The 20,228-nt window shown below is 46.3% G+C and carries 25 protein-coding genes; 10 read left to right on the top strand and 15 right to left on the bottom strand.

Annotated features, from left to right (window positions below; all coding sequences use genetic code 11):
• Positions 1–103: 103 nt before the first annotated feature.
• Positions 104–1,111: an AraC family transcriptional regulator gene (locus OKC24_RS05400; protein WP_005007236.1), complete on the bottom strand. Its 1,008-nt coding sequence runs from the start codon at positions 1,109–1,111 to the stop codon at positions 104–106.
• 231 nt (positions 1,112–1,342) lie between these two features.
• Here OKC24_RS05400 and infA point away from each other — a divergent pair, with 231 nt between their 5' ends.
• The gene (gene infA / locus OKC24_RS05395) at positions 1,343–1,564 is read left to right on the top strand and encodes a translation initiation factor IF-1 (RefSeq protein ID WP_001284370.1); all 222 of its coding nucleotides are present in this window, start codon (positions 1,343–1,345) and stop codon (positions 1,562–1,564) included.
• Positions 1,565–1,626: 62 nt separating this feature from the next.
• Here infA and OKC24_RS05390 read toward each other — a convergent pair whose 3' ends face one another.
• On the bottom strand, positions 1,627–1,989 hold the full coding sequence (locus OKC24_RS05390) for a lysozyme inhibitor LprI family protein (RefSeq protein ID WP_130143751.1): 363 nt from the start codon (positions 1,987–1,989) through the stop codon (positions 1,627–1,629).
• A gap of 266 nt (positions 1,990–2,255) precedes the next feature.
• Here OKC24_RS05390 and OKC24_RS05385 point away from each other — a divergent pair, with 266 nt between their 5' ends.
• Positions 2,256–2,660, top strand: coding sequence for a hypothetical protein (locus tag OKC24_RS05385; RefSeq protein WP_130143752.1), 405 nt, complete (start codon positions 2,256–2,258; stop codon positions 2,658–2,660).
• A 130-nt stretch (positions 2,661–2,790) separates the two neighbouring features.
• Here the strand turns inward: OKC24_RS05385 and leuB are convergent, their stop codons facing one another.
• From leuB to OKC24_RS05360, 5 genes are all read right to left on the bottom strand, one after another.
• On the bottom strand, positions 2,791–3,870 hold the full coding sequence (gene leuB / locus OKC24_RS05380) for a 3-isopropylmalate dehydrogenase (protein ID WP_130143753.1): 1,080 nt from the start codon (positions 3,868–3,870) through the stop codon (positions 2,791–2,793).
• 41 nt (positions 3,871–3,911) lie between these two features.
• Positions 3,912–4,478, bottom strand: a complete 567-nt coding sequence (locus tag OKC24_RS05375; protein WP_130143754.1) for a hypothetical protein — start codon at positions 4,476–4,478, stop codon at positions 3,912–3,914.
• Positions 4,479–4,581: 103 nt separating this feature from the next.
• Positions 4,582–5,232 (bottom strand): 3-isopropylmalate dehydratase small subunit, encoded by a 651-nt coding sequence (leuD, locus tag OKC24_RS05370; RefSeq protein WP_130143755.1) that lies wholly within the window; start codon positions 5,230–5,232, stop codon positions 4,582–4,584.
• Positions 5,233–5,257: 25 nt separating this feature from the next.
• The gene (gene leuC, locus OKC24_RS05365; RefSeq protein ID WP_130143859.1) at positions 5,258–6,691 is read right to left on the bottom strand and encodes a 3-isopropylmalate dehydratase large subunit; all 1,434 of its coding nucleotides are present in this window, start codon (positions 6,689–6,691) and stop codon (positions 5,258–5,260) included.
• A 609-nt stretch (positions 6,692–7,300) separates the two neighbouring features.
• A complete protein-coding gene (locus OKC24_RS05360; RefSeq protein ID WP_005007222.1) occupies positions 7,301–7,492 on the bottom strand; it encodes a hypothetical protein in 192 nt (63 codons plus the stop codon).
• A 173-nt stretch (positions 7,493–7,665) separates the two neighbouring features.
• On the opposite strand from OKC24_RS05360, the gene OKC24_RS05355 reads away from it, so the two are divergent.
• On the top strand, positions 7,666–7,881 hold the full coding sequence (locus OKC24_RS05355) for a DUF2061 domain-containing protein (RefSeq protein ID WP_005007218.1): 216 nt from the start codon (positions 7,666–7,668) through the stop codon (positions 7,879–7,881).
• A gap of 83 nt (positions 7,882–7,964) precedes the next feature.
• Here the strand turns inward: OKC24_RS05355 and OKC24_RS05350 are convergent, their stop codons facing one another.
• On the bottom strand, positions 7,965–8,126 hold the full coding sequence (locus OKC24_RS05350; RefSeq protein ID WP_165381089.1) for a hypothetical protein: 162 nt from the start codon (positions 8,124–8,126) through the stop codon (positions 7,965–7,967).
• Positions 8,127–8,247: 121 nt separating this feature from the next.
• On the opposite strand from OKC24_RS05350, the gene OKC24_RS05345 reads away from it, so the two are divergent.
• The gene (locus OKC24_RS05345; protein ID WP_130143756.1) at positions 8,248–9,114 is read left to right on the top strand and encodes a LysR family transcriptional regulator; all 867 of its coding nucleotides are present in this window, start codon (positions 8,248–8,250) and stop codon (positions 9,112–9,114) included.
• Between the two features lie 104 nt (positions 9,115–9,218).
• On the opposite strand, the gene OKC24_RS05340 is transcribed toward OKC24_RS05345, so the two are convergent.
• The 3 genes from OKC24_RS05340 to OKC24_RS05330 form a co-directional block, all read right to left on the bottom strand.
• Entirely contained in the window at positions 9,219–9,461 is a 243-nt protein-coding gene (locus tag OKC24_RS05340) for a DUF2789 family protein (protein ID WP_005007213.1), read from the bottom strand.
• A 100-nt stretch (positions 9,462–9,561) separates the two neighbouring features.
• On the bottom strand, positions 9,562–10,032 hold the full coding sequence (locus OKC24_RS05335; RefSeq protein ID WP_130143757.1) for a DUF2628 domain-containing protein: 471 nt from the start codon (positions 10,030–10,032) through the stop codon (positions 9,562–9,564).
• A 91-nt stretch (positions 10,033–10,123) separates the two neighbouring features.
• On the bottom strand, positions 10,124–10,774 hold the full coding sequence (locus tag OKC24_RS05330) for an HAD family hydrolase (protein ID WP_130143758.1): 651 nt from the start codon (positions 10,772–10,774) through the stop codon (positions 10,124–10,126).
• A 183-nt stretch (positions 10,775–10,957) separates the two neighbouring features.
• Between OKC24_RS05330 and OKC24_RS05325 the strand changes: the two genes are divergently transcribed.
• The 3 genes from OKC24_RS05325 (at position 10,958) to OKC24_RS05315 (ending at position 14,352) form a co-directional block, all read left to right on the top strand.
• Positions 10,958–11,437 (top strand): RNA pyrophosphohydrolase, encoded by a 480-nt coding sequence (locus OKC24_RS05325; protein ID WP_005007208.1) that lies wholly within the window; start codon positions 10,958–10,960, stop codon positions 11,435–11,437.
• 84 nt (positions 11,438–11,521) lie between these two features.
• Positions 11,522–13,819, top strand: coding sequence for a phosphoenolpyruvate--protein phosphotransferase (ptsP, locus tag OKC24_RS05320; RefSeq protein WP_131276209.1), 2,298 nt, complete (start codon positions 11,522–11,524; stop codon positions 13,817–13,819).
• Between the two features lie 80 nt (positions 13,820–13,899).
• Positions 13,900–14,352, top strand: coding sequence for a hypothetical protein (locus tag OKC24_RS05315; protein ID WP_228257530.1), 453 nt, complete (start codon positions 13,900–13,902; stop codon positions 14,350–14,352).
• Positions 14,353–14,364: 12 nt separating this feature from the next.
• Here OKC24_RS05315 and OKC24_RS05310 read toward each other — a convergent pair whose 3' ends face one another.
• Positions 14,365–14,544, bottom strand: a complete 180-nt coding sequence (locus OKC24_RS05310) for a DUF7230 family protein (RefSeq protein WP_130143760.1) — start codon at positions 14,542–14,544, stop codon at positions 14,365–14,367.
• 182 nt (positions 14,545–14,726) lie between these two features.
• Positions 14,727–15,341, bottom strand: coding sequence for a LysE family translocator (locus tag OKC24_RS05305; RefSeq protein ID WP_130143761.1), 615 nt, complete (start codon positions 15,339–15,341; stop codon positions 14,727–14,729).
• Positions 15,342–15,491: 150 nt separating this feature from the next.
• On the opposite strand from OKC24_RS05305, the gene OKC24_RS05300 reads away from it, so the two are divergent.
• Together OKC24_RS05300 and OKC24_RS05295 are read left to right on the top strand one after the other, a co-directional pair.
• A complete protein-coding gene (locus tag OKC24_RS05300) occupies positions 15,492–15,944 on the top strand; it encodes an Lrp/AsnC family transcriptional regulator (protein WP_130143762.1) in 453 nt (150 codons plus the stop codon).
• Between the two features lie 278 nt (positions 15,945–16,222).
• Positions 16,223–17,359: a DUF389 domain-containing protein gene (locus OKC24_RS05295; RefSeq protein ID WP_130143763.1), complete on the top strand. Its 1,137-nt coding sequence runs from the start codon at positions 16,223–16,225 to the stop codon at positions 17,357–17,359.
• Between the two features lie 5 nt (positions 17,360–17,364).
• Here the strand turns inward: OKC24_RS05295 and OKC24_RS05290 are convergent, their stop codons facing one another.
• Positions 17,365–19,026 (bottom strand): acyl-CoA dehydrogenase family protein, encoded by a 1,662-nt coding sequence (locus tag OKC24_RS05290; RefSeq protein WP_131276210.1) that lies wholly within the window; start codon positions 19,024–19,026, stop codon positions 17,365–17,367.
• A gap of 91 nt (positions 19,027–19,117) precedes the next feature.
• Here OKC24_RS05290 and OKC24_RS05285 point away from each other — a divergent pair, with 91 nt between their 5' ends.
• Entirely contained in the window at positions 19,118–19,759 is a 642-nt protein-coding gene (locus OKC24_RS05285) for a TetR/AcrR family transcriptional regulator (RefSeq protein WP_265464869.1), read from the top strand.
• Between the two features lie 246 nt (positions 19,760–20,005).
• On the opposite strand, the gene OKC24_RS05280 is transcribed toward OKC24_RS05285, so the two are convergent.
• Positions 20,006–20,170, bottom strand: coding sequence for a hypothetical protein (locus OKC24_RS05280; protein ID WP_165381092.1), 165 nt, complete (start codon positions 20,168–20,170; stop codon positions 20,006–20,008).
• Between the last annotated feature and the right edge of the window lie 58 nt (positions 20,171–20,228).

Here is a 20,228-nt window from a genome sequence, read left to right as displayed (position 1 = left end):
CATCTTAAAACGTGGGTTTAGAAAAGCCCCATTTTTTAAATAAGAGGAACTCCCCTCCTTTGTTAAAGGAGGGGTTGGAGGAGGATTCTATCGAAGAACAACCTTAACGCTGCTTGCGCTTACGATATTCCACTGGGGTTTCATTGGTCCAGCGCTTAAAGGCGCGGTAGAAAGTGCTTGGCTCAGAGAATCCGGTTAAATATACAATCCGCTCTACACTTTCAGCAGTATTGGCCAAAAGTTTTTTCGCCAAACGGCAGCGGTAGTCAGACAGAATCTGCTGAAAACTGGTATTTGCTTCAGACAGTTGAGTGCGCAAGCGCCGCGGCGTAATATTCAGCTGGGCAGCCACAGTTTCCAGCGTGGTTTCTCCGCTTTCCAGCGTTGAACCAATCGCGCGGCGGACCTCTCCAACCAAATCATAACGCGCCAACTCCTGCAGCTTTTCAATTGCCAGCTGTTCGTGCAGTTGCAGCAATTCAGGCTCGGCCTGCCATAATGGATAATCCAAAATCGCTGGATCAAAGTAAAGGCGGGTTTCTTTTTGCCCCAAGCTCACTGGACATTCATACACCCGGAAATATTCATCATCCGGCGCGCCTTGACTGAAGTTAAAGTCAATATAAATCGGCTGAAAGCGACCTTCCGTAATAAATTTAAAAAACCGCAGTACACCAGACATTGCGCATTCAGAAAAATGGCGGTTGACCAGATTTTCCGCCCAAGGCTGTACGCCGTTGGTCAAATAGCAGCGGTCATCTTCAATCACTAATTTAGCATGGAATGCATCGCTGATCAGACGCTGATAAGCCAAAGCGCGCTTTAGGCCTTCACCGAAATTTTCAGATGAAATAAACAAATGTTCAATCACCTGGCCGCGGTAAAGCGGCAAATGTTCTCCCAAATGCAGGCCAATGTCTGAATCCTTGCTGACTTCTTCAGCAGCGACCCAAAAAGCATATTGCGCATTTAAAGGCGTGCGGTCATTGGCTTCCACCTGCCCTAAAGCCACACCTGCTTTTGTTAATATTTCTTCTGTTGGCAAACCGGCTCGACGAATCGCCTGGTAACCCAATCGCAGTACTACGGATGCATCGGTTAGCTGACCCACTCAAAAACCTTCCTTGTATGTACTTCATTTATACCTAAAAAGATTCAAATTAGATTAACTGTGATTGACCAAACTGACAACATGCTGGAGTGCTTTTTTGAAGAAAAATTTTAACCGCAGTGTTCGCCTATTTAAATGGCAGATGATTATTCTGACGCCCATTTCATCTTGTTTTTAGCAAAAAAATTGACTATAATTTGCGCCTTTCCAATTTATTCATTCAGGTAGGCTATGGCCAATAAAGAGGAACTCATCGAGTTCGAAGGCGTTGTCACCGAGACGCTTCCTAATACTATGTTCCGTGTACGTTTAGAAAACGGTCATGAAGTGATTGCCCACATCTCTGGCAAAATGCGTAAACACTATATCCGCATTTTGACTGGCGACAGTGTAAAAGTTGAAATGACACCTTATGACTTGACTAAGGGTCGTATCACTTACCGTGCGCGTTAAGTTTTAGCGAAAGCGGAAAAGCCACTGCATCAGTGGCTTTTTTTTATCGCCGCATTTTTAATTCAATACAGCGTATTGGTTTTACAGCCTATCGCCGCGCATTCGCGCAGCCGTTCGCGCAGCCAGTTATTGCGCTCTTGAGTCGTGTTCAGCCTGCACTGCACATCAATTCCTGTGTCTGTTGTACACTGCGCATCCCTTTCGCTGATCCATGCCAGCTGTGATTTTTTCAGAATTTTTTTCTGACTTTCCGACAGCTTGCCCCGCAAAGCCTGATAGTTTTTATTCAGCTCCGCATCTGCGCTCGCATACAGCTTATTGGTACAATACACATCATCATAAGTGTTTCTCGCCTGTTCGCAGTTATCCGCAAATGCCGCGCCAGTTATCCACAAGCTGCCCAGCAGCAAAGCTATTCTTTTCATGTTCTGCATCCTCTATTTCTTATTATTGCAGCCCGCTTAAAAATATGACGGACGCGTCCTGCATATTTTTAAGCGAATACACCCTGCAGAAAATTAAAAAGTGTTAACTTCACACCATAATGAGGCTAACGCCCTCTGATTGAAAGCAGGCATATGGCCTCAGGTCAGCCATATCGCCGGCAATCGTCTGAATTACCGTGTATCAAATCACAACACTAAAAGATCCAGCTTCTGCCTAAAATGAATTTATTTGCTGGAGCAATCTTATGAAACTTCAGTTATCTTTTCTGCTACTGACAGTACTGTCCGCGCTTTATGGATGCATGTCCAGCCCAACGATGAATGCCTCACAGCGTGAAGCCTATCTGCAGCAGTTCATTGGCTTAAGCAGTGACCAAATCCGCAGCCAGCTGGATTTAAGCCGTATCGGCTATCAGCAGGCCGGCGCTCCCGTTCTCAGCGGAAATACCTTAACCTATAGCGCTGCGCGCGCTGTCAGCATTCCAGTGCCTATGGCGCAAAACCCGGCCATGGGCCTAGGCGCCGGTTCCGCAGTCCCAATCCCGAGCACAGCCGCCGACCGCTATGATGTGAATTTAAGCTGTCAAATCCGTTTTCAGCTGAAACAGAATATCGCTCAAGCTGTTTATTTGACAGGGCGGACTTGTTAGTTCGCCGCGCTGCATAGAATCAATAAAATACTGAAAGTTGAGTTTTGCATTCATGGATTTTAGCGTGATCCAAATGGTCTGCATAAAAAACGCAGCCAAAAGGCTGCGTTTCTATAGTGCTCAGCAAGGCTTAGTCCAATGCAGCGACAACCGCTTGGCCCATTTCCACCGTACCTACTTTATTCATGCCTTCAGACATAATGTCTGCTGTACGCAGGCCTTGATCCAAGACATTGCCTACAGCATCTTCAATCGCTTTGGCAGCCGCTTCTGCACGGAAAGTATAGCGGAGCATCATCGCAACAGACAGAATCGTCGCTAATGGATTCGCCAGGTTTTGACCGGCGATATCCGGCGCTGAACCATGGCATGGCTCGTACATGCCTTTGCCGTTTTCATCCAAAGAAGCTGAAGGAAGCATGCCGATAGAACCTGTCAGCATGGCAGCTTCATCAGACAGAATATCGCCGAATAAGTTAGAGGTTACAATCACGTCAAACTGCTTCGGCGCGCGCACCAATTGCATTGCCGCATTGTCGACATACATATGCGACAAGTTGATTTCAGGATATTGCGCCTCTTTCATTGCCGTTACGGTTTGTTTCCACAATTCAGTCACTTCAAGCACATTGGCTTTATCCACTGAGCAGACTTTGCCGCCGCGCAAATTGGCCATTTCAAAAGCGACTTTGGCAATGCGCTTAATTTCAGACTCTGAATATACATCTGTGTTGAAACCTTGCTTTTCGCCATTCTCCAATTCGCGGATACCGCGAGGCTGGCCAAAGTAAATGCCGCCCGTCAATTCACGGACAATCAAAATATCCAGACCCGCAACAATTTCAGGCTTTAAACTGGAAGCATCAGCCAGCTGCGGATATAAAATTGCTGGACGCAAGTTTGCGAACAGATTCAATTCACTGCGCAATTTCAGCAAGCCGCGCTCTGGACGGATTGAGCGCTCAATCGTATCCCATTTTGGACCGCCCACGGCGCCCAGCAGAATCGCATCGGCTTTTTTCGCCTGTTCGGAAGTTACATCTGGGTACGGCGAACCATGCTCATCAATTGCGGCGCCGCCCAGCAAACCTTGTTCCCAAGTCAAATCCAAATTGAATTTCTCATTTACGCGGGCCAACACCTGCTCTGCAGCTTTTACAATTTCAGGGCCAATGCCGTCGCCAGCTAAAATCAAGATTTGTTTTGACATGAGGGATTCCATTTATGAAGTCAGTATAAACCGACAAGTATTTACAATTTTTTCTCTACAAACTCGCCAAGCCCATTCAGGACATTGTACGGCTTACAGAAACGTCGAATAATTTTTTGTTCCTGCACTAAATCCACACAGAGCGGCTCTGGCGCAGAAGCGTTCAGCAGACTGCTGGGCTGTTTGCTGCGGTTTCTGTACATTTTAAAGGTATAGCGCTGCTGAGCTTTAAACTTGTGAATCACATGCAGGCTTTCCGCTTTCTCCTGAGAAATTGGATAAAAGCGAATAACCAATTCATGCGATCCAGCGGGCACTGAAAGATACAAAGCATTTGGATCTTTCAGTTTTTTATCCTGCTTAAGGCGTAAAAGACCGGACTTTATGGCAGATTTTTCCAAACGCTGATTTTCGGCATTCAAAATGCGAATTTGATCATAACGTTCAAACTCACAATCTTCCGTGCCTGCACAATAAATCTGCGCATGGCTTTTTGTACCTTCTGTTTCTTTCACTTTGTTTAATTGTGCAGTATCTATACTCTGACATGCCGTTAATGCGGCAGCCAAAGCCCCGAGCAAAGCAAATCGTCCCAAAAGCTTATTCATGACCCGAATCCAACCTGACAAAATTTGGCAAAATATGACTTTAATTATTCACCGATATTAACAAGTCTTCGTCGGCATGACTATAGCTCCATGCAACAATGGTTTAGCCCTGAATTTCCGCAAAAACCCAAGGGCGGGCCTGCTTGGTTTTTTCTTCATAAGCGCGGATATCATCCGCTGCCTGCAAAGTCAAACCAATATCATCCAAGCCGTTTAACAGGCAATGCTTGCGGAATGGATCCACTTCAAATTTGAACGCTTCACCATTTGGCGTACGCACTTCCTGCGCGGCCAAATCAATCGTGAGCTGGTAGCCTTCGCTTGCCGCACACTCTTTGAATAGCTGATCAACAATCGCTTCAGGCAAGATCACCGGCAGCATGCCGTTTTTAAAACTGTTATTGAAAAAAATGTCCGCATAGCTCGGCGCAATTACCGTACGGAAACCGTATTCTTCCAATGCCCACGGCGCATGCTCACGGCTTGAACCGCAGCCAAAATTAGCGCGGGAAATTAAGATCGTTGCGCCTTGGTAACGCGGCTGATTCAAAGCAAAATCCGGGTTTTTAGGGCGTTTTGAATTGTCCTGGCCTAAAAAGCCTTCATCCAGATAGCGCAGTTCATCAAATAAATTGTCGCCAAAACCCGTGCGTTTAATGGACTTCAAAAACTGTTTTGGAATAATTAAATCGGTATCGACATTGGCACGGTCTAATGGTGCAACAATACCTTGTTCAACGGTATATTTTTTCATTTTGAATTGCTCCTCTTCGCCCGTATTAGAATGAACGCACATCAACAAAATGGCCTGCAATTGCCGCTGCAGCCGCCATGGCAGGGCTCACCAAGTGCGTCCGGCCGCCGTTGCCTTGACGGCCTTCGAAGTTGCGGTTTGAGGTTGATGCGCAGTGCTCGCCCGGCTGCAATTTGTCGGCATTCATCGCCAAACACATCGAACAGCCCGGTTCACGCCATTCAAAACCGGCTTCAATTAAGATTTTATCCAAGCCTTCCGCTTCGGCCTGCGCTTTCACCAAGCCCGACCCTGGAACCACCATGGCTTGCTTAATGCTTGAAGCAACTTTTTTGCCTTTCGCCACTTCAGCCGCAGCGCGGATATCTTCAATACGCGAGTTGGTGCAAGAGCCGATAAATACGCGGTCCAACTGAATATCCGCCAATGCCTGGCCTGCAGTTAAGCCCATATACTGATAAGCGCGTGTCCAGTCATTGCGCTGCACGTCATCTTTAGCCTGCTCTAAGGTCGGCACAGCCTGAGACACCGGAATCACCATTTCAGGAGAAGTGCCCCAAGACACTTGCGGCTCAATCTCTTCACCCTGCAGCACCACAACGGTGTCAAAGTAAGCGCCTTCATCTGAATGCAGCGTATTCCAGTATTCCACAGCAGTATCCCACTGTTCGCCTGTTGGCGCATACGGACGGCCTTTGACATATTCAATGGTCTTGTCATCAACAGCGACCATGCCTACGCGCGCGCCGCCTTCAATGGCCATATTGCAAACCGTCATGCGGCCTTCAATGGACATATCCCGGAACACTTGGCCGCCAAATTCAATGGCATGACCGGTGCCGCCCGCGGTGCCGATTTTGCCGATAATGGCTAAAACTACATCTTTGGATGTCACGCCTTGGCCTAATCTGCCGTCAACACGCACCAGCATGTTCTTCATTTTCTTTTGCACTAAGCACTGGGTCGCCAATACATGTTCAACTTCTGAAGTGCCGATGCCGTGCGCCAAGCAGCCGAATGCGCCATGCGTTGCAGTATGCGAATCGCCGCACACTACGGTCATGCCCGGCAAAGTCAAGCCTTGCTCTGGACCCACCACATGCGCAATGCCCTGACGCACATCATTAATATCGAACTGCACCACATTGAAGGTTTTGCAGTTGTCATCCAAGGTTTGCACCTGAATGCGTGAAGTATCATCTTCAATGCCGGCAATGCCTTCAGAACGCTCTTTTTTCGAGGTCGGCACATTATGGTCTGGCGTGGCCACATTCGCGCTTAAGCGCCACGGCTTGCGGCCGGCCAATTGCAGACCTTCAAAGGCTTGCGGAGAGGTCACTTCATGCAATAAATGACGGTCGATATACAAAAGTGAAGAGCCATCATCTCGTTGTTTTACTAAATGGTCATCCCACAATTTGTCATATAATGTTTTAGCTTTTGGGGTTTCGCCTGCCATGTCGATATGCTCCACTGGACTGGGTAATTCTGTCATTAAATTAATTATAACTGCGTTTTTACATAAATCTAATTTATCATTTTTATTAATTTAAAAACTTTTTAGAATTAATCAAGGATAGAAAAAGCGCGGATGCTGAATGATTTTTTCATCAACCCTTCTTAAGAGCGTCCATGACCATACAGGCCTCAAACGCCTCACAATACTTTGGCAAGTCCGTTGCGCGTCCTCAGCTGAGCACATAGCATATCCGTGGTTCTGAAAAACCCAATCAGTTAAAGCCCTATTGCCCTGACTGTGGATCAGATCCACAGCCGTCCTCATCAGCGGATAATCCGGGCCATTTCGGTTCCTTCAAGCATCTTTATCAGCAGCTCATCCCGATAGGCCAAAACTGATCGCGATGCATTTCATGGCTGATTGTCCCTCAATTTGCAAACCGTCATCAACGGCTATTCAGCTGTATTCTGTCCAGTTTTACAGCTGAACTATGCAGCCGCACAGATTTTGAGGCCAAATTTCCCCTGCACAGCGCCCATGCCGTGCGTCAACAGCCAAAACGCATCAGAATGCAGCGCATTGCCCCAGACAGCCGCCGCACAATCTGCATTAAGCCGATGAATCTTCTTGATGCTGCGCCAGCTGCTCAATGGCTCGGATGAGTTCAGCTTTGGCTGCGCCGCATTCAGCAGCAGCCCTGTTTTCATCATCTTCATCATCTGCGATTTCATAGATTGCGCAGCGCCGTTCCACGGTTCCTTCAAAAATATCCAGAAGGTTTTTTATATGTTTAATGTCCATTGCATTCACCTTGCAGGAAATGTATCTGACCGAGATACCCTTTCCCCTTAATTCCAAAGGTTCAATTTATAATTTGCAAAAGCGATGCTAAAGAAAACAAAATCCGCTTTTACTTATTAAATGATAATCATTATTATTAAAGCATTCTAAGGCAAAGATTGAGAGGCTCTCCCATGGCGAACATTCAAAGGTTTGTTGACTGCAACCAAAAAACCTTAAAAAAGACGTTCAGTTACTACATTATGCACATCACCGTGGCAATGCTGGTAGGCTACTTTGTAACAGGCAGTTTAACGATGGCCATTGCATTAAGCTTATTGGAACCCACTGTTCAGGCGGTGGCTTTCTTCTTCCACGAAAAAGTGTGGGAAAAAAAATCAGCCCAGTAAAATCAGTGAATGGCTCACTGATCTCTGAGCGGCGCTGCTCTAAAACAGCCTGCGGGCAGTTTGGCTTGGGCCCATTCATCATTTTAGATTTCGGAACTTTCACGGTTCAGATGCATGCAAGACATCGCGCTGCTGTTCGCCTTTAAACGGTTCATCGCTGCAATTTCAAAGCCCCCAAAGAGGTCAAATTTCGTGAGGAACTGAATGCCGCGCTTCCGCTCAGCGGAAACATCACCGCCCGCCATTTAAGCTTTTTTGATAAATGCCTACTACTATTAGACCAATAGATACAACTTTTTCTTTGATTAATTCTTAAAATTTCTGAATAATAAAATTACCATAAAAAATCTTTATAGGTAATTTAAGATGAATCTCGCCGCCTTTGAAGCCTTTGTTAAAGTCATGGAAACAGGATCGATTTCTTTGGCCGCCGATCAGCTTTTTATTACCCAGCCCGCAGTCACCAAACGCATTCACAGCCTGGAAGAATATTTTGGCGTGAAACTGTTTGAATCTGCAGGCCGCGGTGTTCAGGCAACCCATGCTTCACATTCCCTGCTGCCAAAAGTCAAAAGCTGGCTGAACGAGCTTGGCGACATTCACAACACCTTGAGCCATGAGCAAGGCCAAGTGCAGGGCAAGCTGAAAATCGGCACCAGCCATCATATTGGCCTGCATCATTTGCCAAGCCATTTGCGCAGCTATGTGCAGCAGTTCCCTGAGGTCACTTTAGATGTGCATTTCGTCGATTCTGAACAGGCGCATGAACAAGTGCTTGCCGGCGATTTAGAACTGGCTTTTCTGACCTTGCCGCCGCAGCTGGATGAACGCCTGAAATATGTCACCATTTGGAATGACCCTTTGGTCTTTGCTGCGTCCCCCTTTCATCCCTTAGCGCAGAAGCAGAATCTCAGTCTGGAAGATTTAATTCAATATCCTAGCCTGCTGCCTGCATCGCAAACCTATACCAGCCAAATCACCTTGGCCGAATTTGAAAAGCAGGGCGTCAAGCCTAAAATCACCATGAGCAATAACCCGCTGGAATCCATCCGCATGCTGGTTTCGATTGGCTTAGGCTGGTCGGTGCTGCCCAAAACACTGCTGAATCAGGATTTAAAACAGCTGGATATTCCGCTGGAAATGAACCGCCAGCTGGGCATGGTATGGCATCCTGCTCGCACACAGTCCAAAGCCGCCGAAGCGCTGGTCAATATTATGAAGCAGCTGCCCTAGCATCAGTTTCTCAATGCATCAAAAAACCGCCAAACTGGCGGTTTTTTGCATCCTGAAGAGCAAGGCTGCCCGCATTCAGCAGCGCAGCCTTCTTTTATACGCCATTATTTTTCAACAGAGTCTTCATGCAAAGATTCGTTCAGCTGATCCACAGTAATGGCCCAGCTGCCGTCAGATTTTATTTTTTCCGCTAAAAACTGGCGCTGCCCCTCTGTCCAATAATCCGCTTCTGTAATTTTGGTCTGCGGATTCAGCTGATGGGTGGCAATAAACAGCGCAATTGCCTCTTCACTCGAATCCAAGCCCAGCTGCTCAAAAAGGTTGGTCATTCTTGGACGTACACTCATTGCTTGTCTCCTTATTGATTACTCATAGTCGCTTGACAATTTTTTTCTCATTAAGGGTATAGCATGGAAGCCCACAGCACTCAATTGCTTAAATTGGCGCTTAATATTTCAAAAACGGCGTGGTCAGCATCATCACCAAGCCAATCTGGGTAAACAGCCACAGCAGCGGCATGCTCAGCGCAGTCCCGCCTGCTTCTGCAAAGACCTTTTCACTGTATTGGGCATTCTGCAGGTAAGCTTTGACTTTCCCTGCGGCGAATTCCGCATATAAGCGCTTGCCGATGCAGCCCAAGACCAGATTAGGCATCAGCCCCAGCCACACCGCATATTGCGCGCTCACGCCAATAATCTGTGAAATCACGCCAAAAAATAAGCTGCAAGCCAGCGCCAAGAAAAAGTACGCATACATTTTCCGGTACAGCAGCCAGTAAATGCCAAAGATCAAGCCAGCCCAGCTGAAAGCGGCGGTTTGGCCCTGCGGAAGATTTAAATAAGACTGCGCGCGCGGACCCATGAACAGCGCTAATAACTCTGCCTGAGAACGTACTGGGGTGGATAATTCACTTGTCATCTGCAATTTAATCTTGAGTTGTTTTCATTGAAAAGCAGCATTCCAAAATGCTGCATCACGTCATTTATCTGCCCGGTTAAAGCAATAAATCTTAAATTGACCAGTCTTGAATCGCCCAGCCCTGTTCTTTGGCCAATATTTCAAGCCGGTCATCTGGATTCACGGCAATGGCATGGTCTGCATATTCCAGCAAAAACCGGTCATTGATGGAATCTGAATAGGCCCAGGACTCAGTGACATCGCGGCCTTCCAGCCATTGATCCAAACGCGCCAGCTTGCCTTTCTGATAGCAGGGAATATTCACCACTTTGCCGGTGTATTTGCCTTCAATCACTTCAGCATTGGTGGCAATAATTTCGCTAATGCCGAACTCGCGGAAAATCGGCGCCGTAATAAAATCCGAAGTTGCGGTAATCCCAACTAAAGCATGGCCCGCCTCTTGATGGCGCTGAATGGCTTTAAAGCCTTCGGGACGCATTTGCGGACGAATGACCTTCTGCATAAAGCGCTCATGCAATTCAGTTAAATAGGCATTGTCGTGCTGGGTCAAAAACTCAAAAACAAATTCATTATAGGCAATCGGATCAAGCTGGCCAGCTTTGTAATCGTCATAAAATTTATCGTTCATGGCGCGATGGCGAATTGGATCTACCAAGCCTTCATTGACTAGAAACTCCCCCCAAGAATGGTCAGAATCTGTATTTAATAAGGTGTGGTCTAAGTCAAACAGCGCCAATTTCATGAAAATACTCGTAAAAGCTTAAATTTAAGAAAAAATTTGTAAATCTATCTCCGCTAGTCGATAGAAATTCGTTAAGATCATATCAATTTTAACATTATTTACACTTTGCTTTTTCCGAGTTGGATGCAGAAATAACAATCCCCGGAGGCAAAGCTATAAATTACACAATATTTAGGTAGCCAAATGATCGACTCAGAAGGTTTCCGACCCAATGTCGGGATCATTTTGGCAAACGAATCTGGTCAAGTTTTATGGGCAAAACGCATTGGTCACAATGCATGGCAATTTCCGCAAGGAGGTATTCAGTATGGTGAAACCCCCGAACAGGCACTTTTTCGTGAACTGAGAGAAGAAGTTGGCTTATTGCCCGAACATGTCCAGATTATCGCGCAAACTAAAGGTTGGCTGCGTTACCGTTTGCCGAATCGATATATACGCCCAGACTCTGACCCCGTATGTATAGGTCAAAAACAGAAGTGGTTTTTGCTGAAATTGACTGCTTCAGCACAGCATATTCAGCTGGATCTCTCCGATCCGCCTGAATTTGACCAATGGCAATGGGTGAGTTATTGGTACCCGCTGGGCCAAGTGGTCAATTTTAAGCGCGATGTTTACCGCAAAGCGATGATGGAGCTGTGCAATCAGCTGCCGCAAAAACCTTAAAAATTGCAGAAAAATGCAGATTTTTGAGAGAACTATTGTTATAAATTAAGTCATATTGAACGGAACATTTTAGGAGCAGACACGATGTCGAATATGCAGCTGGATACCTTAAGACGCATTGTCCAAGAGATTAATGCGTCCACCAGCCTGCATGAATCCTTAGACATCATGGTCAAGCAGGTGGCCGAGGCCATGCAGGTCGATGTCTGTTCCATTTACCTGCTGGATGAGCGCAACCACCGCTACCTGCTCATGGCCTCAAAAGGGCTGAATGCCGAATCTGTCGGCAATGTTTCCCTGCATACCAGTGAAGGCCTGGTCGGCTTGGTCGGCCAGCGCGAGGAAATTGTCAACTTAGACAATGCGCCGAAACATGAACGCTTTATGTACCTGCCGGAAACTGGGGAAGAAATTTACAATTCTTTCCTCGGCGTTCCCGTCATGTACCGCCGCAAAGTGATGGGTGTGCTGGTGGTTCAAAATAAAGAGTCACAGGATTTCAGTGAAGCCGCCGAATCCTTTTTGGTCACCCTGTGCGCACAGCTGTCAGGCGTCATTGCGCATGCGCATGCCGTCGGCAATATTGATGTTTTCCGCAAGCCGAATAATTTGCCTGCGTATAAAACCTTTCAGGGCGTTTCCGGCTCTGGCGGCATTGCGCTTGGCCGCGCGGTTATTCTCTATCCGCCAGCAGACTTAGCCGCAGTGCCAGACCGCGAAGCGGATGACATCAGTGAAGAACTGGAGCTGCTGGACAATGCCCTGAATTCAGTACGGCTGGAAATTCAGTCTCTGGATGACAAAATGCAGGATGCCCTTATGGCGGAAGAGCGCGCCTTATTCAGTGTGTTCTTGCGCATGCTGGATGAAAACGCACTGCCTGCAGAAATTAAATCAGAAATCCGTGACGGCAATTGGGCGCAAGGCGCTGTGCGCAATGTCATTGATAAGCACATCGCGCTGTTTGCGCAAATGGAGGATGACTACCTGCGTGAGCGCGTATCAGACCTGAAAGATTTAGGCCGCCGCATTTTAGCCTTCCTGCAGGAAGCCGATGCCAGCCACCGCGAAATTACCAATGAAAGCATCCTGATTGGCGATGAAATTTCTACGGCCGCGCTGGTGGAATTGCCGGTCGACAAGATCGCCGCCATTGTCACCACTGAAGGCGCAATGAATTCGCATATGGTGATTGTAGCGCGGGCGCTTGGCATTCCAACAGTCGTTGGCGTCACTGAACTGCCGATCAATACCCTTGATGATGTCGAGATGATTGTCGATGCGCACCAAGGCCGTGTTTTCATTAACCCGCCGCGCCGCCTGCGCACCCGCTATAAAGAGATTCAAAAAGAAGAAGAGCAGCTCGCCAAAGATCTGAAACAGTACGAAACTAAAGATGCCGTCACGCCTGACGGTGTTGCGGTGAAACTGTACGTGAATACCGGCCTGATGATTGATGTGGTGCGCGGGGTTCAGCGCGGCGCCAAAGGGGTTGGCCTGTACCGTTCTGAAATTCCATTTATGCTCCGTGACCGTTTTCCAGGCGAAGAAGAGCAGCGCCTGATTTACCGCCAGCAGCTGAGCCACTTTGCCAATAAGCCCGTAGTGATGCGCACACTGGATATCGGCGCAGATAAAGACCTGCCGTATTTCTCGATTGAAGAAGAAAACTCAGCCTTGGGCTGGCGCGGCATCCGCTTTACACTGGATCATCCTGAAATTTTTTCTTCGCAGATCCGCGCCATGCTCAAAGCCAGCATTGGCCTGAATAATTTGCATATTCTGTTGCCGATGGTGACCAGCGTCAGCGAAGTGGAAGAAGCGCTCTACCTGCTGGACCGTGACTGGCAGGCGGTGCAGGAAGAAGAACAGGTGAAAATCAACAAGCCTAAAATCGGCATCATGGTCGAAGTGCCAAGCGTGCTGCTGCAGATTGAAGAATTTTCTGAACTGGTGGATTTTTTCTCGGTCGGTTCCAACGATTTGACCCAATATCTGCTGGCGGTTGACCGCAACAACCCGCGTGTCGCCAACGTCTATTCACACTTGCATCCCGCTGTTTTGCGCGCGCTGGCACGCTTAGTGCAAGAATGCCATAAATATGACAAACCCATCAGCATCTGCGGAGAAATGGCAGGCGATCCGCTGTCTGCGGTGCTGCTGATGGCGATGGGCTTCAATACCCTGTCGATGAGTTCAAGCAACATTTTACGGGTGCGTAAAGCGATTTGCCATGTGCCGATGACTGAAGCGCAGGAACAGCTGGAACATGTGCTGAACATGAGCAATCCGCTGATGGTGAAAAGCTGGATGGAGTATTACTTTAAAACGCATGGCCTGGCGGATATGGTCAAAGCATCTACGCGTATTGTGAGCGCCTGACTTCAGCGCTCAAAACTTGTTTTAACCGCGCCGCTTTGGCTGAGTTTAAAAACGAAGCGGTTTAATCAGCAGTGACGGCAGTGATCTATTGTTTACTGCCGGTTGATGAGGTGCATATGGATTTTATTCTGTTTCTTGTCTTTGCCGGGATCATCTTTTTAATCACCGCTAAGCCGTTTCGACAACTCAAATCTAGACCGCAGGCGCCAGTACAGAAAATCAAAGCGGCTGCGGTTCGAAATTCCAGTCATAGCCCTGCACGGGCAGCCATTCCAGCGCTTTTAGGCATTGAAATTACCAGCATTCAGCAGCGGCGCTTAGGCAAGAATGATCCATCGGTACAGGCAGCCAGCCGCGCAAAACGGCAGGATACGCATGCTGCAGCGCCGTCATTCTTCGAGCAAATGGGGGAAAAGATTGAAAAAGCCGTGCTTAACATGAATGAAACTGCACAGCAAAGAACTGCAGCCGCGCCGTTAAAGAAAGAAGATTTAGCGACTATCTTGAATGATTTATTTTCTAATAAAAAATAACTGTATTTGCAGTTAAGCCGCCATTAAAAAAGGGAGATAATCATCTGAATATCTCCCTTTTTTGTGCTTGTCATAGCCTCGTTTTGCATTTTTCTTTCGGTCTACAAAGACTTGGCTTTGGTTGACTTCATGCATGTGTTTAGCCACGAAGTTGTGAATCACAACTTTTGGCTCAGCTTTCTTCTTTGCCATTTTTTTCACCTTGTTGATGTGATTATCTCGCTGATGCGATAGAAATTTTACGCCTTTTTGAATGTATTACAAGCGATTTTGCTGAACTTCTATACCCAACATCTGCTACTTTTCAATTCAATTTCAGATCAAAGCAATGCTTTATTTTGCATTGCTTTTGATCGATATCCTTGAAATGTCGCTTAGACATAAAACTGTTCTAACAATAAAATCATCGCAATTAACATCATCAATCCCCCTGATACTCGACTAACCACCCTCGCGGCTTGTGGGCGCGTCCCCAAAACTTTTTGCGCACTAAATCCCACCAAGAAATAAACAGCCGCACAACTCATAAGGTGAATTGCCGCCAATAAAATAATTTGAGACGTAGGCGAAAAAGCCGCTTGCGGGTCGATAAAGGGCGGCAATAAAGCCAAAAATAGCAGCAGCACTTTCGGGTTTAAGCCACTCAAATAAACCCCTCGAAAGTACCATGACTTTGAAGATGCGATGGCAATCTGATCGCTGCTAATACTCGCAGGACGCATCGACAGGCTCAGCCCCATCCACAGCAAATAAACAGCCCCAACACCCGTGAGCACTTGAAGCAATACGGGCTGACTGGTCACCAATGTGCCCACACCCGCCGCAACAATCAGTGCCGCCATCAAATGCCCTGTTAATAACCCGGTCACCGCAGGCAAGACTCTTTTGCCCTGTATCCCCGATGAAATGGCATAGGCCCAATCTATACCTGGGGTCATCACAAACAGGATCGAAACACCCCAAAATGCAATTAAAATATTCAGTGACATCCCTTTCCTCTCTTATCCATCACCGTTTTGAGGTTTAACCCAATCAAAACATGATCTGTATCAAATAATTTTGAAAGGATATCCTTTAGGCTCTAAAATGTGCTTTCAAATATTTGTGCAATAACGCCTAAAAAGGGGAGATTCTTCCACATGGATAAAATTGATAAGAAGATTCTTGCTGAACTGCAAGCCGATGGTCGTTTATCTGTCACGGAACTGGCCCATAAGGTAGGGCTTAGCCTCTCTCCCTGTCACCGCAGAGTCAAAGCCTTAGAAGATGCAGGTATTATCAAAGGCTATCGCGCACAGTTGGATATCTCCCAGCTTGGCTTGAATTTCTCCACCATTGTTTTTGTGACGCTCAAAAATGGCGATAAAGATTCGGTGCTCAGTCTTGAAGAAGCAATTCTTAAGGTTCCGCAAATTGTGAAAGCGCAGCGGCTTTTTGGCGACCCGGACTACTTGCTGCATGTCGTGACCTATGATTTGGAAAGCTATCAAAAACTCTATGATGAGTACTTGTCAGCGCTGCCCAATGTGCAACGTCTCATCTCGACCATGGTGATGAAAAATATTATTTCCAATCGTAGCGTTTTGTTCTAAAAGCACATGTTCTAAGGTCAGCTAAACATCTGTAATTGATCTGTCTTTTTCTGGATGACATCGCGATTTCAAGCAGATCTGTCCTGCTCTGAATTAAGAAACCTTTGTTACTGAGTAATGTTCAGCAAGATCGATAAGCCTCGCTTCTATAAAAGAAGTCGCTAAAATATGGTCTGAATTTAAACGCGAATCATATTATTCCTCGCCATTTTTTGTTTGCTTACACTGATAAAAGCGCTAGATTAAATCTTAATCACATACAAAATAAGAGCATCGCCATGCCACTCGAAAAAGACAAAGATGCAACCATTGTGGTCAAAGATACGCCTGACCAAGAAAAGTATGAGTTTCTAAAAGAAAAAATTCGTTATAAGCAGGCCTTGCGCGAAAATTCCAAAAAAATTGATCATCAAAAAGTCCGCTTGAATATCCAAGCCGATGCTCTACCAAGTAAAACCTTTTTCATTATGAATGCCTTGGCTGCCGTCATTGCGGGCTACGGACTGCTGTCCAACTCAGCTGCGGTAGTAATTGGCGCGATGCTGGTGGCGATGATGTTAGGCCCCATTTCAGGTATCGCTTTGGCTTTAATTGATAACCGCTGGCTGCTGTTTAAAACCGCGTTGTTGACCTTGCTGCTTGGCGTTGCCATGATTTATAGCATTGGGATCGTGATCGGTTTAGTAAACTATGACCTGCCCATGACCAATGAAATTCTATCGCGCACGCAGCCAACCATTTTAGATTTGATGATTGCTTTAGCAGGCGGTGCCGCAGGTGCTTTTGCCTCGGTATCCCCTCGCCTGTCTGTGGCCGTGGTGGGCGTCGCTGTTGCGACAGCCTTAGTTCCGCCCTTGGTGGCCAGCGGGATTTTATTTGCGCATATGGAATGGAAAAACTCAGCCAATGCATTTTTACTGGCGGTGACCAATATCTTCGCCATTCAGATTAGCTCATCTTTAGTCCTTTGGATTGCAGGCTTTAGACGCGGTTCCACCGAAGAAGTGCAGAGTAATGTCAAAGAATTTCTCAAACGTAATGCTGTTAGCTTAATGTTCTTGGCGCTTTTAGGGATTTATCTCTCACTCAACTTTTATGCGCTGCTCAATACGCGGCTGTATGAGAGCAGTACCGAGGCGACCATTAGTACTGAGCTGAACCATGCCAATAATATTATTGATACCATCCAATACGATAAAAGAGATGATTTCACTTTAGTCCGCGTCTCTATCCGTGGAGATATTCCGCCTAGCCCAGCGCAAATTGCAGCACTCAATCAAAAGCTATTGCCAGACTTGAACGATAACCCAAGCATTGTTCAAGTCCGCTTTATTCCGATTGATATTATTCAGGCTGAAGACAGCCCCAACGTCCAACTGGAACAAGATGAGGCGCAAAAGCTTTCCGTACAATAACGGGCTTAAGCCGCAAATGCTCTATGCAGCAGTCGTTCTACGTCGGGTTGTTTCATCTCAAGCATCCCGACAACCCGACCATGAAATGAACTATAACGGCTTTGAATAAAGCCATCCGCCACATAGTCTGGTGCATGCCGTTTCAGCAGGACTGCTTGTGCCAAAATCACTAAACGGCTGACCAAACTGCGGCCCATAAACTGCAGATCTTCTGGCGATTGCTGGAACAGTCTGAATAGATTTTGCAGCTCAGTTTGCAGCGTTGCATCCGTACTTGCAGTTGAAGCAAGGTCTTTAAAGAGCACTTCAATCGATTCAGAATCACGCCCAATGGCGCGCAGCACATCCAGGCACATGACATTGCCTGAACCCTCCCAAATGGTATTAACTGGCGCTTCTTTGAAAATGCGCGCCATGATGCCGTTGTCGACATAGCCATTGCCGCCAAAGACTTCCATCATTTCTCCCGTCAGCTCAACCGCCCGTTTGCAAATCCAGAACTTGGCTGCTGGAGTCATGATGCGTTTCCATGCCACAGACAGTGCATCATCCGATTCATAGCACTGCGCCAAATGAAAACTGAGCTGTGCCGCGGCTTCACTCTCTAAAGCTAAATCGACCAAAACTGCACGCATGAGGGGCTGATCAATCAAATGCTTACCAAAGGCTTTGCGTTGACGGGTATAGGCAATGCATTGCACCAAAGCCTGACGCAGCATGGCACTGCTGCCCACTGCACAAGTCAGACGGGTGTAGTTTGCCATTTCTATAATAGTGGGAATGCCACGCCCTGCCTCACCCATCATAATAGCCCAGGCATTTTTAAATTCGACTTCAGAACTGGAATTGCTGCGGTTGCCGACTTTCTCTTTCAGGCGCTGTATGTGTATTTGATTTTTGGTTCCGTCTTCCAGCCAGCGCGGCACAAAGAAACAGGCCAAACCCTCCTGCTCGGTTTTCGCCACCACCAAATGCGCATCACACATCGGCGCAGAGAAAAACCATTTATGCCCTGTGAGCAAATAGGCTTTGCCGCGGCCTGACTCAGCGACAGGAATAGCAATCGTTTCATTGGCACGCACATCCGAACCGCCCTGCTTTTCGGTCATACCCATGCCCAGCCAAATCGATTTTTTCTGGCTGATCGGCACATCACGTTCATCGTATTCAGTCGAAAGCAGTTTCTCTCCAATTTTGGCCCACAGTTCAGGTTCGCGTTGAATCAGTGGAATGCTGCCTAAGGTCATCGAATTTGGACATAAGTTGCCGCACTCCACCTGCCCAGCAAGATAAAAACGGGCTGCCCAATCCACCCATTTCGTATTGGAGTTCGGATGATTAAATGGATGTGCATGGGTATCAAACTGGCGGTTAAGGCCCATCCATTTATGCCATGAAGGATGAAATTCGATAAAGTCTTTACGGCGGCCTCGGGCATCAAAGGCATGTAAAATTGGCGTATGCTGATTGGCTAAAGCGCCATGCAGATAATATTCACTTGAACCTGCGACCTTGCCCATTTCACATAGCGTGGCCTGATCATGGCTGCCGCAGCATTTTAAAATTTCGTGTAAAACCGTATCGCTTGAAAATAGATTGTAGTTTTCCAATTCATCAAATTGGTTGCTGATTTGATGTGTCATCCATGTCTGTTCTAATGTATTCATCGTCTATAGTTTCCGCTTGTTCTTCTCGGGTTTTCATTTCAGTATAGATAAAATTTAAAGCATGGACGTTCGGCTTTTAAAGCTTGAAAATATGAAAAAATCAGCCATTCAAATACGGCGTAAACCGCGTCAATCACGCGCCAAACTGACTCAAGAAGCATTGCAGGAAAGTTTTGTTCGGCTTTTGCATGAATGCCCTGCCAGCCAAATTACTATTCGGGAAATTACCGACCTTGCAGGCGTCGGCTTGGGGACCTTTTATGAGTATTTTTCCAAGAAGGAAGATTTGGTTGCATTGACCATTCATCAGCATGTAAAAAGTAATGCGGAGCAGCTAAAAAGTTATGCACAAAGCCTGATCAAGTTATCCACAGATTTGGATTTTCAGGAGTATTTAGAGCAAATCATTCATTTTCAAATTAAGCAAATTCAAGCACAGCAGTTTTTATGGTCGCAGGTGTTTTTGCTGGAACGGCAGATTTCAGATATTGAAAGCTACCGTAAGAGTTATGCCATGATGGTACAGATGTGGCAGAGCATTCTTGAGCCGTTTATACAGGATGATGAACAGCTCAAACAAATGGCTTTAAATATGCAACGGGTGTGTTATGGCTTTGTGTCGCAAACTTTGTTGGTTGAGCCTGAGTTTGAGGAGTGGGATGCGCTTGAAAAAGATATTGTTCAAAGTAAACTTTCCCCCATCATTTTGCGTTTACCTTTAAGCTTTAAATAATTGATATACATAATAATATTAAAATTAGGTTCGTATAAGCTCTATTATGTTAGATAGCTAGTATAGCGATTATATTTTTTACTCAAATTGAGATAAAAAATAATCTTGTAAATATTTAATTGGTTTACCCTCATAGAGCAAAGAAAAATTACCATCGTGCTCTGCTAAACTTGAGCTGCCATCAATAACACCTAATACATTACTAATTGAATCAATCATTACTTGTCGTAAGATTGGGAAAAAAATTCACTTATGTTCGTCTGGTAAAGTATTAAAAAAGCTTATTGCATCAATAAAATAAGGATCTTTTATTTCTGATGGTGAGTAGTCGGTGAACAATCCCTTATAGATTTCTAGGTTTTCATTAATAATTTCTTTTTTGAGCAGCTTAGCTAATTCCTTTGAGTCCATACATTTCCCTTTATTTTATGTTATTCACCAATTAAAATGTCTATGCGATAAACCATTT

Origin of the sequence: Acinetobacter entericus (genome assembly GCF_026168575.1) — a bacterium.
Lineage (GTDB): Bacteria > Pseudomonadota > Gammaproteobacteria > Pseudomonadales > Moraxellaceae > Acinetobacter > Acinetobacter bouvetii.
This window is presented reverse-complemented; position numbering and strand designations above follow the sequence as displayed.

Bases quoted from the DNA above. Each gene is read 5' to 3' on its own strand.
- OKC24_RS05330 (WP_130143758.1), bottom strand. From the start codon at position 10,774: ATGAAATTGGCGCTGTTTGACTTAGACCACACCTTATTAAATACAGAT.
- OKC24_RS05295 (WP_130143763.1), top strand. From the start codon at position 16,223: ATGCCACTCGAAAAAGACAAAGATGCAACCATTGTGGTCAAAGATACG.
- OKC24_RS05290 (WP_131276210.1), bottom strand. From the start codon at position 19,026: ATGAATACATTAGAACAGACATGGATGACACATCAAATCAGCAACCAA.
- OKC24_RS05285 (WP_265464869.1), top strand. From the start codon at position 19,118: ATGAAAAAATCAGCCATTCAAATACGGCGTAAACCGCGTCAATCACGC.
- OKC24_RS05375 (WP_130143754.1), bottom strand. From the start codon at position 4,478: ATGAATAAGCTTTTGGGACGATTTGCTTTGCTCGGGGCTTTGGCTGCC.
- OKC24_RS05360 (WP_005007222.1), bottom strand. From the start codon at position 7,492: ATGGACATTAAACATATAAAAAACCTTCTGGATATTTTTGAAGGAACC.
- OKC24_RS05385 (WP_130143752.1), top strand. From the start codon at position 2,256: ATGAAACTTCAGTTATCTTTTCTGCTACTGACAGTACTGTCCGCGCTT.
- OKC24_RS05335 (WP_130143757.1), bottom strand. From the start codon at position 10,032: ATGACAAGTGAATTATCCACCCCAGTACGTTCTCAGGCAGAGTTATTA.
- OKC24_RS05300 (WP_130143762.1), top strand. From the start codon at position 15,492: ATGGATAAAATTGATAAGAAGATTCTTGCTGAACTGCAAGCCGATGGT.
- OKC24_RS05325 (WP_005007208.1), top strand. From the start codon at position 10,958: ATGATCGACTCAGAAGGTTTCCGACCCAATGTCGGGATCATTTTGGCA.
- OKC24_RS05350 (WP_165381089.1), bottom strand. From the start codon at position 8,126: ATGGCGGGCGGTGATGTTTCCGCTGAGCGGAAGCGCGGCATTCAGTTC.
- OKC24_RS05280 (WP_165381092.1), bottom strand. From the start codon at position 20,170: ATGGACTCAAAGGAATTAGCTAAGCTGCTCAAAAAAGAAATTATTAAT.
- OKC24_RS05390 (WP_130143751.1), bottom strand. From the start codon at position 1,989: ATGAAAAGAATAGCTTTGCTGCTGGGCAGCTTGTGGATAACTGGCGCG.
- leuB (WP_130143753.1), bottom strand. From the start codon at position 3,870: ATGTCAAAACAAATCTTGATTTTAGCTGGCGACGGCATTGGCCCTGAA.
- infA (WP_001284370.1), top strand. From the start codon at position 1,343: ATGGCCAATAAAGAGGAACTCATCGAGTTCGAAGGCGTTGTCACCGAG.
- ptsP (WP_131276209.1), top strand. From the start codon at position 11,522: ATGTCGAATATGCAGCTGGATACCTTAAGACGCATTGTCCAAGAGATT.
- OKC24_RS05305 (WP_130143761.1), bottom strand. From the start codon at position 15,341: ATGTCACTGAATATTTTAATTGCATTTTGGGGTGTTTCGATCCTGTTT.
- leuC (WP_130143859.1), bottom strand. From the start codon at position 6,691: ATGGCAGGCGAAACCCCAAAAGCTAAAACATTATATGACAAATTGTGG.
- OKC24_RS05310 (WP_130143760.1), bottom strand. From the start codon at position 14,544: ATGGCAAAGAAGAAAGCTGAGCCAAAAGTTGTGATTCACAACTTCGTG.
- OKC24_RS05345 (WP_130143756.1), top strand. From the start codon at position 8,248: ATGAATCTCGCCGCCTTTGAAGCCTTTGTTAAAGTCATGGAAACAGGA.
- leuD (WP_130143755.1), bottom strand. From the start codon at position 5,232: ATGAAAAAATATACCGTTGAACAAGGTATTGTTGCACCATTAGACCGT.
- OKC24_RS05355 (WP_005007218.1), top strand. From the start codon at position 7,666: ATGGCGAACATTCAAAGGTTTGTTGACTGCAACCAAAAAACCTTAAAA.
- OKC24_RS05340 (WP_005007213.1), bottom strand. From the start codon at position 9,461: ATGAGTGTACGTCCAAGAATGACCAACCTTTTTGAGCAGCTGGGCTTG.